The following is a 14,382-nucleotide window of genomic DNA, read 5'->3' on the forward strand; positions in this document are numbered from 1 at the left end:
AATGCACAAATCGGCCCATATTCTGGTTCTGGATCCGGATCCGCTCAACCGGGTGGTGCTACAAAATACCCTCGAAGAAACTTATCTGGTGACACTGAGCTCGTCACCTGAGCAGGCGCTGGCAGAGTTACACAGCACCTGTGTTGATTTGATCATTATGGATAATCAGCAGCTTGGTGATGAGGCTGAGGCGTTTTTGCAAACGTTAAAGGCGAGCCCCGACACGGCGCAATTGCCTGTGATAGTGATCTCCGCAAGCGCCAGCTTTTTGGATGAAGCACAAAGTCTGCAACAGGGCGCGGTCGACTATATTACTAAGCCGTTTAACCCCAATATTGTTAAGGCGAGGGTAAAAATTCATCTGGCCATAAAGCAGCGTAATGATCAGCTTTGTGAGCAGGCTTTAGTAGATGGCATGACATCATTACCCAACCGACGGGCACTGGATAAAACTTTGGCAATGTTCTGGCGGCAATGCGCTTCGGGAGTTCGGCCTCTGGCAGTGTTTGTATTGGGTGTTGATCATTTTGAGCGTTACAACAAGTTGTTCGGTCATGCCCGAGGCGATGAATGCCTATATAAAATTGCCCAGGTAGTGGCGGGTATCATCAATAATATGGATGGATTTACGGCGCGCTATGATGGCGGACGTTTTGTGGCGTTGCTGCGTGATATCAGTGAAGTTGAAGCTCAGGAAGTGGCCGAGGCCATTCATATGGCGGTTGCAGCCTTAGCGATTCGGCATCCTGAATCGCCGACTTGTGCCCATGTGACAGTGAGTGCGGGGATTTGCTATACCAAAGCTGATTTTGCCCGAGCACATCGGGATCCGCTGGACTTGGCTGCCTCGGCGCTGAACGATGCACGTGAACGACAACAAAAGGCGGTGTTGAGTGTGGTGTGAAGGTTCAGTGCTAAGTCGCACTGAACCTTGTCAGTAGCGCTGGTTACAGCAGTTGTGCCAGGGCCGTATCGCCAAATCCAACCAGCTTGCTGTCTTTAAACAGTAAAGGGGTGCATTCATCTTTTGTGACAACGCCATCTGAATGTTTACTGTTGGTTGCGAAATATAGTACCTGATAGACAGTCTCTCCTTTAGACACCATATCGGTGAAGTCAGGTGTACCAAGCTTGTTCAGTACACTTTGATATTCAGTACCCATTTTAAGTTGGCTGATCTTTTCGCGATTCTGTTTTTGCTCTTTTTTCCAGCCATAGTGGCTGCCGTTAATTTCACCATCCGTGACCGCGACCACACAGCCTGTCAGTACGGTTGAACTTAATAGCGCAGTGGCAAGTAGTAGTTTTTTCATCTTTTATATCCCAGGCTTAGCCGTCTTTGTTTTCTTTGATGTGTATTTTGCAAAGAGTTTGCCAGTTTTTAAAATGTTTAAAAATCAAAGTGTTATGATGTTTGGTGAAATCGCTGTTTTTTTACAATACTAAGTTTTGTATAAATTCGCTAATAGTTAGTCAAAATAATAACTTGCGATGTCACGTTAGACGTCATTTCTATTCGATGCGGGATATTGCTTCGGATGGCTATGCTTTGGACGCCGAGCCGAGGGCTGGCGAAACAAGGTTGTTGAGCGAAAACACCAGCGGTTCAATTCCACTTAACGTCATTCTGCACAGCCATTGAAAGTCAATTACTAAAGCATGTTACTGGGTACCAAAAGTGACCCACTTACACCAGGCGATTACGCTCACTCCCTTGTAAAAAGCTGGTGATATTCGCGGCAATACCGTCAATCAGGCGGGTGATAGACTCCTGACTGGCCCAGGCGGTGTGTGGCGTCAGTAATAAGTTGTCGCCCTTGTATTGCACCAGCGGATTTGTCTCTGTTGCTGGCTCAACACTGAGTACATCAACGCCTGCACCGCCAAGCTGCTTCCTGGCCAACGCATCTGCCAGTGCCTGCTCATTGACAATCCCGCCACGCGCGGTATTCAATAAAATGGCGTGAGTCGGGAGCAAGGCCAGCGTACTGGCGTCAAATAAATCTCGGGTGGTGTCTGTTAAAGGGCAGTGGACTGAGACAATATCCGCGTTTTGCAGTGCTTCTTTAAAGGCAACGCGCGAGTCACGTATCACCTCTTGCCCCGGGCGCTCTGCGATAATAACCTCGGCACCAAAGGCGGCGGCAACTTTTGCCACGGCCTGGCCAAGGTTACCATACCCGACTACCACAAAACGTTTGCCTGACAAATCGTGTATAGGGTAGTCCAGGCGACAAAATATATCGCTCTGTTGCCAGGCATCATTTGCACAGTCTTGTGCATATTGGTGAATATTGCTCATTAGATTGCCGAGCAGCGTGAAGGTATGAAGGACCACGGAGGGAGTGGAATAACCAGCGACATTGGTCACGGCGATATTGTGGCTGCGAGCGGCCTCCAGGTCGATATTATTAGTGCCGGTTGCGGCCACACAGATCAATTTGAGATCAGACAGCTTACTCAGGGTGTCGGCATTGAGGACGACTTTGTTCGTTACCACCACATCCGCGCCGTGAAGGCGTGATAGCAGCTGACTGGGTGAAGTGGTTTGATACTCGGTGACAGTGCCATGCTTTCTCAGAGGATCCAGGCTGACACCTGCCAATGTGGCGGCATCTAAAACAACAATATTCATGTGGACAAATTTTCCTTACTAACAGATGGCGTGAGTGTATCATTTTTATGGTTAGTTTATCTTTGCACTTGACCTTGAACTCAACTCCAAGGTTTATACTCTAAGTAGATTCATAAAGGACGGCAAAACTGACGATGTATAAGATTGGCCACATTGCAAAACAATTGAATGTGTCTACCGACACACTGCGTTATTATGAACGCCAGGGTCTGCTGCAAGCGCGAACACGCAGCTCGGCGGGCTATCGGTTGTATGATGACAGCGCGGTTGAACAGATGCGCTTTATCGTAAGAGCCAAAACCGTGGGCTTCAGTCTCAAAGATATTCAGGAGTTGCTGGCCATTAAAATTGATAAACATAATCACAGTTGTGAAGAGGTTAAGTCACTCACTGTGCAAAAACTGGCACAAACCCGGCAAAGGATTGAAGAACTGCTGAAGTTTGAGCGCTCTTTGAGTGTGCTGGCCGAGCGGTGTTGTGGCGGTGAGGAAAGCGCTGATGATTGTTCTATTTTGACTGCGTTGGAGGATATAGATGGCTCTGCTTAGTAATTTTTGGCAACTCTTTTTGGTTTCAGCACCCTGGCTGATGTTGGGCCTGTTACTTGCCGGGTTGCTAAATGTATTTATTCCCAAAGACTTTTTACAAAAACACTTAGGTAAGGAAGGGCTCTGGACCACCATAAAAGCTGCTTTGATTGGGGCACCCATGCCGCTGTGTTCTTGCGGTGTTATTCCGGCTGCGATTGGGCTCAGGCGTGCAGGCGGGTCAAAAAGTGCGACCACGGCCTTTTTAGTGTCGACACCTGAAACCGGGGTGGATTCTATCTCTGTATCTTATGCGCTGCTTGGTCCATTTATGGCCGTGATACGGCCCATTGCGGCCGTCGCCAGTGCCATTACGGCCGGTGTACTGGTTGGCAAAGACGAGGGCAAAACGCCGCAAAGTAAGGCAAGCGACTCAGCGGGGGGCTGTTGTGGCAGCTCGGTAAAAAAAGTCCAGCCTGAAAAAAGCAGTTGCTGCGCCAGCGAGCACACTCCGGCTGCAACCCAGTCTGCAAGTTGTTGCGCTGGTCAAACTAAGACTGAACCAGAGCATGACAAAGGCTGTTGTGATAGTGAGCCTTCACACAAAAAGGCAGAGCCTGTGGCTTCCTGCTGTGCGTCAACTGAGTCTAAGCCGGGGCTGTGGCAAAAATTGGCTTCTGCTGTGCAATTTAGCTGTAACAAATTACTCGCAGATACTATGCAATGGCTACTGATTGGTCTATTCTTTGCGGCTTTAGTGCAAACCTATGTTCCCGAAGCCTTTTTGGCTCAGTGGGGTAATGGGATCCTGGCCATGATAGTGGTTATTCTGGTCAGTATTCCGATGTACATTTGTGCCACAGCGTCTACGCCGATTGCAGCCGGGTTGCTACTGGCGGGCGTATCTCCGGGTGCTGTGCTGGTATTTATGCTGGCCGGGCCGGCCACCAATGTTGCCACCATAGGGGTGGTTGCTAAAGAGCTGGGGCGTCGTGCGGTATTTGCTTATTTGGGGGCCGTCATCGGGGTCGCGATTGTATTCGGCTTTTTGACCGATTGGCTGGTCGCCCAGTTTGGCTTTACCGTTGCACCTATGATGGGGCATGACCATGAAGTTTTACCTGACTGGCTGACGTTGGCCAGTGGTGTGGTATTGGCTTTGTTAATGGTCAGGTTGATGCTGAAGGGGATTAAGCAACGCTTTGCGCCAACGCAGGTTTCGGCATAGCAAGTGTGCGCTTGCATTAGGCAGCGCGTCGTGTGGGCGCTTCTGGTCAGACTTGATATTCTTAGCTTCCGATCCGGGCACACGATAGAATAAGACGTTTTGATGACAACCACCAATAATAAAAGAGTAGTTTAGTGGATAAATACGCAGATATCAGACCTTACAATGACGATGAAGTCCCCGCAGCTTTGCAGCGCTTGCTGGACGATGATCAGTTTATTGATGTGATTGCGGAGCATAACTTGCCTAAATGGCTGGCAGGATGGGCGCTGATATCCCGGCCACTGGTACGTAGCCGGTTGAAGAAAAAGTGGCAGTCAGTCAACAATGTCGAGGCTGTTCAGGATGAGGTAGCCGGGTATCTGGCGATGCTGATTGAGCGCACCACCAGCAAGGTGACCTATTCAGGATTAGAACAGCTTGATGGCCAGGGGGCCTATCTGTTTATCTCTAATCACAGAGACATTGTCCTGGACCCGGCATTGGTTAATTGGGGTTTGCATCAGCAAAAAATGAAAACGGTGCGTATCGCCATTGGTGATAACCTGCTTCAGGTCCCTTACATTACTGAGTTAATGCGCCTAAACAAGAGTTTTATTGTTAAGCGCTCTGCCAAAGCGCCAAAAGAAATGTTACGCGCTTTGTCCCAGCTGTCGGCCTATATTTATGATTCACTGACTGAGGGCAATTCAATCTGGATTGCACAAAAAGAAGGTCGTGCCAAAGATGGAGTCGACTTTACCGATCCGGCGTTGCTGAAGATGTTGCAACTACAAGGGCGCAAGCTAAAACTGCCGTTTGCCGAATATGTGCGCCAGCTTAAGATTGTACCGGTATCGATTTCCTATCAGTACGAGCCATGTGCCGTATCAAAGGCCCGTGAGCTTTATCATAAACAGCAATTCGGGGAATATGTGAAAGCTGAAGGCGAAGATATTAACAGTATCATTGAAGGATTCAGCAGTGACAAAGGGCATGTGCATGTGGCATTTGGCACGCCCATAGATGATGAGTTTGAAACGCCGGAGCAACTGGCTGAAATCATCGATCAGCAGATTGTCAGCAATTACTATCTGCATTCCAGTAATTACCTGGCTGCGGGCGACGAAAGTCAAAGCAGTGAACAGGATAAAAACCATTTTACGGATGCGCTGGAGCAGGTGCCGGAAGAGTTACGCCAATTGGTGCTGTCAATTTACGCGCAGCCTGCCAAACGCAAATTGTCGCAGTAATATCACGATTTAGCGATTCAGTTAAAAACGCCTTTCGGGGCGTTTTTTTGTGTCTATTGAAAAGCACTTAGCAAAATTAATACCTCAGCTGGACATGAAAACCAAGTCGCTATCATGCTGGGTGGTTAGCACTGAGTAAGCTAGCGCTGAATTATTCGGAGTTTTTGTGCCTGATTAGACAATGAAGATGGGAAAGGTGTCCCCGGCAACGCGGATGCAGATGTCAGTCCTTGAACCCTAAGGTTCAAGGCGGAAAGCAACAGCCTACCGTAGGCTTCTCGGTACCTGCCGAGCCTGCGCAATAGTAAGCAAACTGCGTTCCTAAGAAAAAGTTATCGGCTCAGGGACATCATCCACTGTCCGACGTGCTAGGGAACGATTTCAGTATATAAGACCCAGCCGCATCTAGAAACCTTTATCCGTAAATATCTGCAAAAAGTCGTTCGACTGGCTGCGATTTATGCACTTTTTGTTTGCCATCTGAGCAGGGCAAAAAAGTCTGCAGATTATTTATACACAAACAGACAAGTCGTTGCTGTTGCTATACTTCGGGTGGTAGCATTAACGAAGCAGACGAAAGCAAACGAGAACAATATCCATGAGTGAATTTAGAGATTATCAGCAAGCGCAGCTACTGCTGGAACAACACGATATCTACATTGCCCCGGCTGAAGTGCACGGTACCATCAGCGGATTACTTGCATGTGGCCTGAATATCGAAGAGCAGGAATACCTTGGGCTGCTGAGCGATGTCTTTAACGATGGTCAGAAGTTTGCCGCGCCATTGAAAGAATTTTTTGCTGAGCTGTATAAGCTGGTGGTTGCGCATTTTAATGATCCAGAGCACCACTTTGAACTGTATTTACCACTAGAAGAAAGCCTGAGCGATCAGGCCAATGCATTGGTAGCCTGGGTGTCCGGGTTCTTGCTTGGCTTTGGCCTTAAGCAAAAAGACTATGGTAAGTTTTCGGCTGACGTAAAGGAAGTGATTGGTGACTTTAGCGAGATCACTAAATTAGATACTCATTTCGATGAAAGTGAAGAAGACAAACAGGCGCTGCATGAAGTGATTGAATACATTCGTGTATCGGCACTGCTATGTTTTGCTGAGCTTGGTAAAGACGCCGCTTCATCGACCTCTAAAACAGTGCATTAATTATGATGATAGCCAACCTGGAATTTTTAACGCGCCGCACTCAGTTGCTGGCGCAGATGGATAACAACGCCGTGGCGGTGATCCCCGCTGCCGTTGAGTTGACCCGCAGCCGCGATACTGAATATCCGTTTCGTCAGGACAGTGACTTTTTCTACCTGACCGGGTTCAAAGAACCGGACGCGGTTCTGGTGCTGAGCAAAGACAAAGACGGTGCAACACAACAGACCCTGTTTTGCCGTAACAAAGACAAGCTGGCGGAGATTTGGCATGGTCGCCGAATGGGCCATGAAAAAGCCAAAACAGCGCTTGAGCTGGACCAGACTTTTCCATTGAGCGAGCTAGATGACGAGTTACTGGGGTTGGTTAATGGTCGTAAGGCACTTTATTACGGTCAGGGCACATACACCGCGTTTGACGATAAAATCTGGACCCTGCTTGGCACATTACGCAGTGCACCTAAAAAAGGCTATCGGGCACCTGAGATCATCAAAGATGTACGCCCACTGCTACATGAAATGAGACTGTTTAAGTCAGACGCTGAAATTGCCGTGATGCGCAAAGCGGGCGAGATCAGTGCACAGGCACACAAGCGTGCCATGCAATTTGCCAAACCCGGGGCCACCGAGTTCCAGCTGGAAGCAGAGATCCACCATCATTATGCAATGAATGGGGCACGGCACCCGGCCTATGGCACCATTGTGGGTTCAGGTAATAATGCCAATATTTTGCACTATACCGACAACTGCGATGAATTAACCGACGGAGATTTGATCCTGATCGACTCCGGCTGTGAGCTTGAAGGATATGCTGCTGACATTACCCGTACTTTCCCGGTGAATGGCTGCTTTAGTGCACCACAAAAAGCGGTGTACGAATTGGTATTGGCCTCACAACAGGCCGCGTTTGAGCAGGTTAAACCGGGTGGCACTTTGGTTAAAGCCAACGAAGCCGCCATGCGAGTGATGACTCAAGGGCTGATAGAATTAGGCATTCTGGCTGGTGAAGTGGACGAGTTACTCGAGAAGCAGGCTTGTAAGGCGTTCTACATGCATGGTCTTGGCCACTGGCTGGGATTGGACGTGCACGATGTTGGCGAATACAAACTGGATGAAGCAGACCGACCATTTGAACCTGGCATGGTACTGACCATAGAACCAGGCCTGTACTTTGACGAAGATGCCGAAGTGCCGGAGCAGTTCAAAGGAATTGGGGTGCGAATTGAAGATGATTTGCTGGTCACCCCGGATGGTTTTGAAAATCTCACCGCAGCGGTGCCTAAAACCATTGCTGAGATAGAAGCTTTAATGCGTTCAGGCGAATAACGATAAGCAGGAGCAAGACTTGCAACACTTTGATGTGTTAATCGTGGGGGGCGGCATGGCAGGTGCTACGGCCGCCGTCACGATAAAAAAACAGCAACCCGATAGCCGTATAGCGGTTATTGAAGCCTTTCAACCTAAAACTGCACATCACCCCAGCTTTGACGACCGTAGCCTGGCATTGGCCGAGCAATCGGTGTCTTATTTGCGTGCTTTAGGCTTGTTTGATCCAAACTGGGATTTTGCCGAGCCTATCACTCAGGTACATGTGTCAGATCGGGGTCATTTTGGCAAAGCCACAATTACCCATGATGAGTTTGCCGTTGACGCGCTGGGCTATGTGGTTGAGGTCAACCCTTATGGTGCTTATCTGCATCAACAGCTCAGCAAGCTGGATATTGCACTGTATTGCCCTGCTAAGATAGCTAAACTGACGCAGCAACAGGCGCAGGTTGAGGTGTTGTTAGACAGTGGCGAGAGTCTGTCGGGTAAGTTACTGGTTGTGGCCGATGGTGCGCAATCGCCGACTCGCAGCAAGCTGAATATTGGTTTTGACAGTGTCGCATACACACAAGGTGCCCTGATTGCTAACGTGCAGATCAGCGACAAGCATCAGGGTCAGGCGTTTGAGCGTTTCACAGAGCATGGTCCGATGGCACTGTTGCCCATGAGCAACAATCGTTACTCTCTGGTGTGGTGTATGCCCGAGCAGGCACTGGCGTCTTTACGCGAGTGCGAAGAATCTGAGTTTTTGGCTCGTTTGCAAGCGGCCTTTGGCTATCGTGCAGGGATGTTTGAACGGGTTGGCAGACGAACCAGTTACCCGTTGGTACTGGGACGGGTAGAGCAGCTGGTGCATCACCGCTGCGTACTGATCGGGAACGCCGCACATGCCATTCACCCGATTGCCGGGCAAGGCTTTAATCTGGGGCTGCGTGATATTCAGGCGCTTGCTGAACAACTGCAACAGACTGACCGACAGGAATGGGGCAGTCATGGCTTTACCCAAGACTATAAAATGGCGCGCGAGTCAGATATTCAACGTGTCATGACGCTGACCGATGCACTGGTCAGGCTGTTCTCTAATGATTCTCGTATGCTGGCATTGGGACGCAGTTGCGGCCTGTTGTCGATGAGCCTGTTCTCACAACTGAAAGCGCCACTGGCGCGACAACTCATGGGACGAACCCTGTAAGGAATAATCATGCAACAAGTACAAGTGTGCATAGTCGGTGGTGGGTGTGTTGGTCTGGCGCTGGCGCTGGGCCTGGCAAAGCACAATGTCTCGGTAATGGTGCTGGATGCGGGTCCTGAGCCGCAGCCACTCAATGATTCGTATGCCGCGCGGGTCAGTGCCATCAGTTTAGCCAGTCAGAGTCTGTTTGAATCCTTGGGTGTATGGGATGCCATCAAAGCACAGCGTGCCACGGCCTATCGTAAAATGTCAGTGTGTGATGCCGATAGCTTTGGCCGCATTCAGTTTAATGCACAGCAACTGGCTTTACCTGAACTGGGTCATATCATTGAGAACGATGCAATTCGCTATGCTCTATACCAGGCTTTGCAGCAGCAAAGTCAGGCAAGTCTGATGTTTGGCAGCCGTTACCAATCTATTCACCAGACCGACAGCGACGTGCTGATCACGCTGGAACTGGGGATGCCGGTAATGGCCAAACTGTTGGTTGCAGCAGATGGCGCAAACTCAAGTGTGCGTAGTCAGTTTAAGTTGCCGATCAGCTTCTGGGATTACGACCATCACGCCATTGTCGCGACCATCAAAACCGAGCAGCCTCACGATGCCACGGCGCGGCAAGTGTTCTTGCCGGACGGTCCACTGGCACTGCTGCCTTTATCTGACCCGCATACCCAGTCAATCGTCTGGTCAACTGCACCTGAACATGCCCGCGAATTAATGGCGATGGACGAGCAAAGCTTTAACAAAGCATTGAGTGCGGCCAGTGACCTCCAGTGTGGCTTGTGTAGCGTTCAGGGTGAACGTGCGGTATTTCCGCTAACCATGCGCTACGCACAGCAATGGTTGACGGGTAAAGTGGTGTTAATGGGCGATGCCGCACATACCATCCACCCACTTGCCGGGTTGGGCATGAATCTGGGCCTTAAAGATGCCGCGCATCTCATCAAAGCACTCAGCGAAGACAGTGAGGAGTTTGCCTCTCACCGTACGCTGCGTGAGTATGAGCGCAGCCGCAAACTGGACGCACAAAAGCACATTGCGATGATGCAGGGGTTAAAGGAGCTGTTCAGCGGCAGTCACCCACTGAAAAAGTTAGTCCGTGGTGTGGGTCTGAATGTGGTAGACAACCTCGGCCCCATTAAAGACTTATTTGTACAGCAGGCCATCGGCGAATAGCAGGTGCTTAAGGGCTACTGTGTGCAAAGCAGTGGCCCTTTCAAATCTGGGAGATTCATCGCCCGGTTATCAAGCTCAAAACGCGTTAACTCATGTTCATTCTCAGTTATCCAGTAGCCACCCTCAGTCATTCCACACCCACTCTCAGTCATCCCGCACTTGATGCGGAAACTACCAACAGGCGGCTGGAGCGAGCATTAAGCACAACTCATCAGACCCAACACCCGTCATCCTGCACTTGATGCGGAAACTGCGAACAGGCGACTGGGGCGAGCATTAAGCACAACTTATCAAACCCAACACCCGTCATCCCGCACTTGATGCGGGAACTATCAACAGGCAGCGCCTCGATACACTGTTAGCAGATCTACAATGTAATGCTTACCCCAATCGCAGTGCAATAAACTCTGCCAGCTTATTCACCGCGTGGGCGGACTCCTGGGTGTTTTTAACCAGGCTGATACCAATCTGACCCAGCTCTGGCAAAAAGGGTGTTTGTGCCTGGTAACTGAGCGTAGCTGGCACGGTGCTTTTGGCCAGTACCGTAATGCCCAGGCCTTCTTTAAGCGCAGCCGTCAGCCCCGTTAAATCCGCGTTACTATACACAATGCGGTATTGCAGACCGGCCTGTTGTAATGCTTCAATGGCGCGGCGGCGATAAATACAGCCTTCCGGCGCTGTCACTAATGTGACGATCTGCTGTTGCGCCAGAGACAGGTCACCCACCCACACCAGCTGGTCCTGCATAAACACCGGATAGTTAGACGAATTGAGATCTTCGTTCAGTGCCAGCACCAAATCGAACTGGTCCTGCCTTGAGACCGACAGTAGATGTTTGCTGAGCCGGGATTTCACCTCCAGCGCCACATCCGGATATAAAGATACAAAGTCGCCGATAATGGCGGGCAGAATACGCGCGGCAAACTCACTGGGGATCCCCAGACGCACTCTTCCGGTGACGCTCTCTGAGGTAAATTGCTGGATGATCCCATCGTTGAATTGCAACATCTGTTTGGCCTGTGGCAGCAGTAGCTCACCATACTGATTGAGTACCTGACGCTGGCCCTGCTTTTTGAATAGTTTACAGCCCAATTGCTCTTCCAGGCGTTTGATCTGCAGACTTACAGCGGGCTGAGAGAGGCCCAGCAGCTCACCGGCTTTGGCAAAACCGCCCACTTCAACCACAGTCACCAGGGTGCGCAGGCCATCAATCGATAAGTTTTTCATATTAATAAAATCAATTTATAAAACCCAAATACATTAATATTATTTATCAAACGATAAATAAATACAATTTGTTGTTGCGCAAGCGGATCCCTATACTTTTCTCCATCTTAATTTCATCAGGATAGTCGCATGATGAGCACGCCAATCATCTTCGCTAAACACCGTCAGGGCACGGTGGCGGCGGAAAATCGTCTTTTCTCGCCACAGGATCTGGTTGTACTGGATTTCAGCGGATTTGAAACCACGCCTTTTCTGAATCAGGAACTGGGGCTGAACCTCAATAAACTGATGGCGCCCGGACTGGGTGTACAAGGTCTGTTGGTTGGCGGTCATTCTTTTGCCGTGTATTACTTCAGCGAAACAGCCTACCGTTTTGTGCTGAGTGAAAGTGCTGCTCAGGCCCTTTCTGCGCTGGTAAGCAAACATGACAGTGACTACGATATTGAACTGGTACGTCGCAGCGACCTGGCGATTGCTCAGCTGAGCGGTCAGGCGGCGCTTGAGACGGTGCTGAACAGTTTTTCACTGACGCCGGGCTTGCAAATTTCAGATGAACTGGCCTGCTATGGCAAACAAAGTGGCGATGTGTTTGTGACCACTTTAGTACAGCAGGGTCAGCAGCACTATCAGCTGATTGCAAATCAGGAATCTTTGAGCCTGTGGCAGGCTCGACTGGCTGAGCAGGGTTTTGCTCATTCAGACGAACACGCCCCAAATTAACCCCAATTGCCAGTGTTGCGCTGGTGAACACAATCCGGACCTTGCCGGATGTGTGATGACAATAAGTGAAGAAAGAGTATGACTTCTAAAACAGTACTGCATGCCAAGCACCTAGAAGCTGGCGCGAAAATGGTCGATTTCCACGGCTGGGAAATGCCAATCAACTATGGCTCGCAAATCGAAGAGCATAACGCTGTGCGTGAAGACGCAGGCATGTTTGACGTATCTCACATGACTATCGTTGATGTGAAAGGCGCGGATGCACAGGCGTTCCTGCGTAAGCTGGTTGCTAACGATGTGGCAAAGCTCAAAGTAGCGGGTAAAGCACTTTACACTGGCATGCTGAATGAGCAAGGCGGCGTGATCGATGACTTGATCATCTACTTCTTCACTGAAACTGAATACCGCCTGGTTGTAAACTCTGCAACACGCGAAAAAGACTTAGCGCACATGAACGGCGTTGCAGCTGACTTTGATGTGGCGATCACTGAGCGTCCAGAGTACGCGATGATTGCGGTACAGGGTCCAAATGCCAAAGCAAAAACAGCGACCATTCTGAACGATGCGCAAAATGCAGCAGTAGAAGGCATGAAGCCTTTCTTTGGCGTGCAAGCCGAAGAGCTGTTCATTGCCACCACAGGCTACACAGGTGAAGACGGCTACGAAATCGTTGTACACAACGATGATGCAGCGCAACTGTGGCAAAAATTATTAGACGCGGGCGTCCGTCCGGCTGGCCTAGGTGCACGTGATACGCTACGTTTAGAAGCAGGCATGAACCTTTACGGCTCAGATATGGATGAAAGCGTTTCTCCACTGGCTGCTAACATGGCATGGACCATTGCCTGGGAGCCGGCAGAGCGTGACTTTATCGGTCGTAAAGTGATCGAGCAGCAACGTGCAGACAAGAGCACAGATAAGCTGGTTGGCCTGGTACTTGAGAGCAAAGGCGTTCTGCGCGGCGGCTCTAAAGTTATCGTAGAAGGTGGCGAAGGTGTTATCACTTCTGGTACATTCTCGCCGACGTTAGGCTTTAGCGTAGCTTTGGCCCGTGTACCTCGCTCTACGGGTGACACAGCTCAGGTTGAAATGCGCAAAAAGCTGGTAGACGTTAAAGTGGTTAAACCTTGCTTTGTACGCAATGGTAAGTCGGTTCTGTAACGAACAGAGCATTAAAGAATAACGGGCGATGGCCCACATAAATCGACCAAAGGAACAAAAAAATGAGCAACATTCCTAGCGAGTTAAAGTACGCAACGTCACACGAGTGGGTTCGCGCTGAAGGCGACGGCACTTACACAGTAGGTATCACTGAGCATGCACAGGAACTTCTGGGTGACATGGTATTCGTAGACCTGCCTGACGTAGGTGACGAAGTTGACGCTGGTGAAGACTGCGCGGTTGCTGAGTCTGTAAAAGCAGCTTCTGACATCTACGCGCCAATCGGCGGTGAGATTGTTGCTGTTAACGAAGAGCTGGAAGACTCTCCTGAATCAGTAAACAACGACCCTTACGGTGACGGCTGGTTGTTCCGTGTTAAAGCCTCTGACGAAAGCGAGCTTGAAAACCTGCTTGACGCAGAAGGCTACGAAGCCAACATCGACGAAGACTAATTCGTTGTAGATACCATAAAAGCCCCCTGTGTGGGGCTTTTATAGTTGCGCCCAGTATAATACCAATTTCAATTAATACCTGTTCAATTTGACGGAGCAAATATGACGCTAACTGTGTTAAAAATTTCTCATTTAGAACCTTTACCTAAGGTATGAGTTCGCAAATTTTTGCCTGGTTATCGAACATATTTTCTCGCCTCAAAATAGAACACTTAATTAAGCAAATTGGTATAAGGTGTGGCAACACCGTTAAACTCTGTGACTGTTACCAAGGTATTTTCGTCGTTCCGGGAGGCTAAGCCAATCTCCGGCCGGTCGAACAACAGTGACACCCCCATTTTTACTTGGATCATA

Annotated in this window: 15 protein-coding genes and 1 other RNA gene; 11 read left to right on the forward strand and 5 right to left on the reverse strand. The window is 49.7% G+C overall.

Features of this window, described 5'->3' with window-relative positions; all coding sequences use genetic code 11:
• Position 1: 1 nt before the first annotated feature.
• Positions 2 to 904 (forward strand): GGDEF domain-containing response regulator, encoded by a 903-nt coding sequence (locus PRUB_RS20285; protein ID WP_010385262.1) that lies wholly within the window; start codon positions 2 to 4, stop codon positions 902 to 904.
• 43 nt (positions 905 to 947) lie between these two features.
• Here PRUB_RS20285 and PRUB_RS20290 read toward each other — a convergent pair whose 3' ends face one another.
• Both PRUB_RS20290 and PRUB_RS20295 read right to left on the reverse strand, forming a co-directional pair.
• Positions 948 to 1,313, reverse strand: coding sequence for a DUF3192 domain-containing protein (locus PRUB_RS20290; protein ID WP_010385259.1), 366 nt, complete (start codon positions 1,311 to 1,313; stop codon positions 948 to 950).
• A gap of 374 nt (positions 1,314 to 1,687) precedes the next feature.
• Positions 1,688 to 2,635, reverse strand: a complete 948-nt coding sequence (locus PRUB_RS20295) for a D-2-hydroxyacid dehydrogenase (RefSeq protein WP_010385258.1) — start codon at positions 2,633 to 2,635, stop codon at positions 1,688 to 1,690.
• A gap of 134 nt (positions 2,636 to 2,769) precedes the next feature.
• On the opposite strand from PRUB_RS20295, the gene zntR reads away from it, so the two are divergent.
• The 3 genes from zntR to PRUB_RS20310 all read left to right on the forward strand — a co-directional run bounded on the left by zntR (position 2,770) and on the right by PRUB_RS20310 (position 5,622).
• On the forward strand, positions 2,770 to 3,183 hold the full coding sequence (zntR, locus tag PRUB_RS20300) for a Zn(2+)-responsive transcriptional regulator (RefSeq protein ID WP_010385257.1): 414 nt from the start codon (positions 2,770 to 2,772) through the stop codon (positions 3,181 to 3,183).
• Complete coding sequence (locus tag PRUB_RS20305; protein WP_010385256.1) at positions 3,170 to 4,390, forward strand: SO_0444 family Cu/Zn efflux transporter; 1,221 nt, start codon at positions 3,170 to 3,172, stop codon at positions 4,388 to 4,390. The genes zntR and PRUB_RS20305 overlap by 14 nt, the downstream gene beginning before the upstream one ends.
• 134 nt (positions 4,391 to 4,524) lie before the next feature.
• On the forward strand, positions 4,525 to 5,622 hold the full coding sequence (locus tag PRUB_RS20310) for a lysophospholipid acyltransferase family protein (protein ID WP_010385255.1): 1,098 nt from the start codon (positions 4,525 to 4,527) through the stop codon (positions 5,620 to 5,622).
• Between the two features lie 195 nt (positions 5,623 to 5,817).
• On the opposite strand, the gene ssrS is transcribed toward PRUB_RS20310, so the two are convergent.
• A non-coding RNA gene (gene ssrS, locus PRUB_RS20315) (6S RNA) lies at positions 5,818 to 6,000 on the reverse strand.
• A gap of 220 nt (positions 6,001 to 6,220) precedes the next feature.
• Here ssrS and PRUB_RS20320 point away from each other — a divergent pair.
• The 4 genes from PRUB_RS20320 to PRUB_RS20335 are packed head-to-tail and all read left to right on the forward strand — an operon-like array spanning position 6,221 to position 10,468.
• Positions 6,221 to 6,778 carry a UPF0149 family protein gene (locus PRUB_RS20320; protein ID WP_010385254.1) on the forward strand — a complete coding sequence of 186 codons (558 nt, stop codon included), beginning with the start codon at positions 6,221 to 6,223 and terminating at the stop codon, positions 6,776 to 6,778.
• A 5-nt stretch (positions 6,779 to 6,783) separates the two neighbouring features.
• The gene (gene pepP / locus PRUB_RS20325) at positions 6,784 to 8,100 is read left to right on the forward strand and encodes a Xaa-Pro aminopeptidase (protein WP_040644724.1); all 1,317 of its coding nucleotides are present in this window, start codon (positions 6,784 to 6,786) and stop codon (positions 8,098 to 8,100) included.
• A 19-nt stretch (positions 8,101 to 8,119) separates the two neighbouring features.
• Positions 8,120 to 9,292, forward strand: coding sequence for a 2-octaprenyl-6-methoxyphenyl hydroxylase (gene ubiH / locus PRUB_RS20330; RefSeq protein ID WP_010385252.1), 1,173 nt, complete (start codon positions 8,120 to 8,122; stop codon positions 9,290 to 9,292).
• A gap of 9 nt (positions 9,293 to 9,301) precedes the next feature.
• Positions 9,302 to 10,468: an FAD-dependent oxidoreductase gene (locus tag PRUB_RS20335; RefSeq protein ID WP_010385251.1), complete on the forward strand. Its 1,167-nt coding sequence runs from the start codon at positions 9,302 to 9,304 to the stop codon at positions 10,466 to 10,468.
• A gap of 381 nt (positions 10,469 to 10,849) precedes the next feature.
• On the opposite strand, the gene PRUB_RS20340 is transcribed toward PRUB_RS20335, so the two are convergent.
• Complete coding sequence (locus PRUB_RS20340; protein WP_010385250.1) at positions 10,850 to 11,695, reverse strand: LysR family transcriptional regulator; 846 nt, start codon at positions 11,693 to 11,695, stop codon at positions 10,850 to 10,852.
• 129 nt (positions 11,696 to 11,824) lie between these two features.
• Here PRUB_RS20340 and PRUB_RS20345 point away from each other — a divergent pair, with 129 nt between their 5' ends.
• The 3 genes from PRUB_RS20345 to gcvH all read left to right on the forward strand — a co-directional run bounded on the left by PRUB_RS20345 (position 11,825) and on the right by gcvH (position 14,028).
• Positions 11,825 to 12,415, forward strand: a complete 591-nt coding sequence (locus PRUB_RS20345; RefSeq protein WP_010385249.1) for a hypothetical protein — start codon at positions 11,825 to 11,827, stop codon at positions 12,413 to 12,415.
• A gap of 78 nt (positions 12,416 to 12,493) precedes the next feature.
• On the forward strand, positions 12,494 to 13,576 hold the full coding sequence (gene gcvT / locus PRUB_RS20350) for a glycine cleavage system aminomethyltransferase GcvT (RefSeq protein ID WP_010385247.1): 1,083 nt from the start codon (positions 12,494 to 12,496) through the stop codon (positions 13,574 to 13,576).
• Between the two features lie 62 nt (positions 13,577 to 13,638).
• On the forward strand, positions 13,639 to 14,028 hold the full coding sequence (gene gcvH, locus PRUB_RS20355) for a glycine cleavage system protein GcvH (RefSeq protein ID WP_010385245.1): 390 nt from the start codon (positions 13,639 to 13,641) through the stop codon (positions 14,026 to 14,028).
• Positions 14,029 to 14,240: 212 nt separating this feature from the next.
• Here the strand turns inward: gcvH and PRUB_RS20360 are convergent, their stop codons facing one another.
• Positions 14,241 to 14,381 carry a hypothetical protein gene (locus PRUB_RS20360; protein ID WP_155946263.1) on the reverse strand — a complete coding sequence of 47 codons (141 nt, stop codon included), beginning with the start codon at positions 14,379 to 14,381 and terminating at the stop codon, positions 14,241 to 14,243.
• Position 14,382: the final 1 nt, after the last annotated feature.

It is taken from the genome of Pseudoalteromonas rubra, assembly GCF_000238295.3.
In the GTDB taxonomy this organism is placed as follows: Bacteria; Pseudomonadota; Gammaproteobacteria; order Enterobacterales; family Alteromonadaceae; genus Pseudoalteromonas; species Pseudoalteromonas rubra.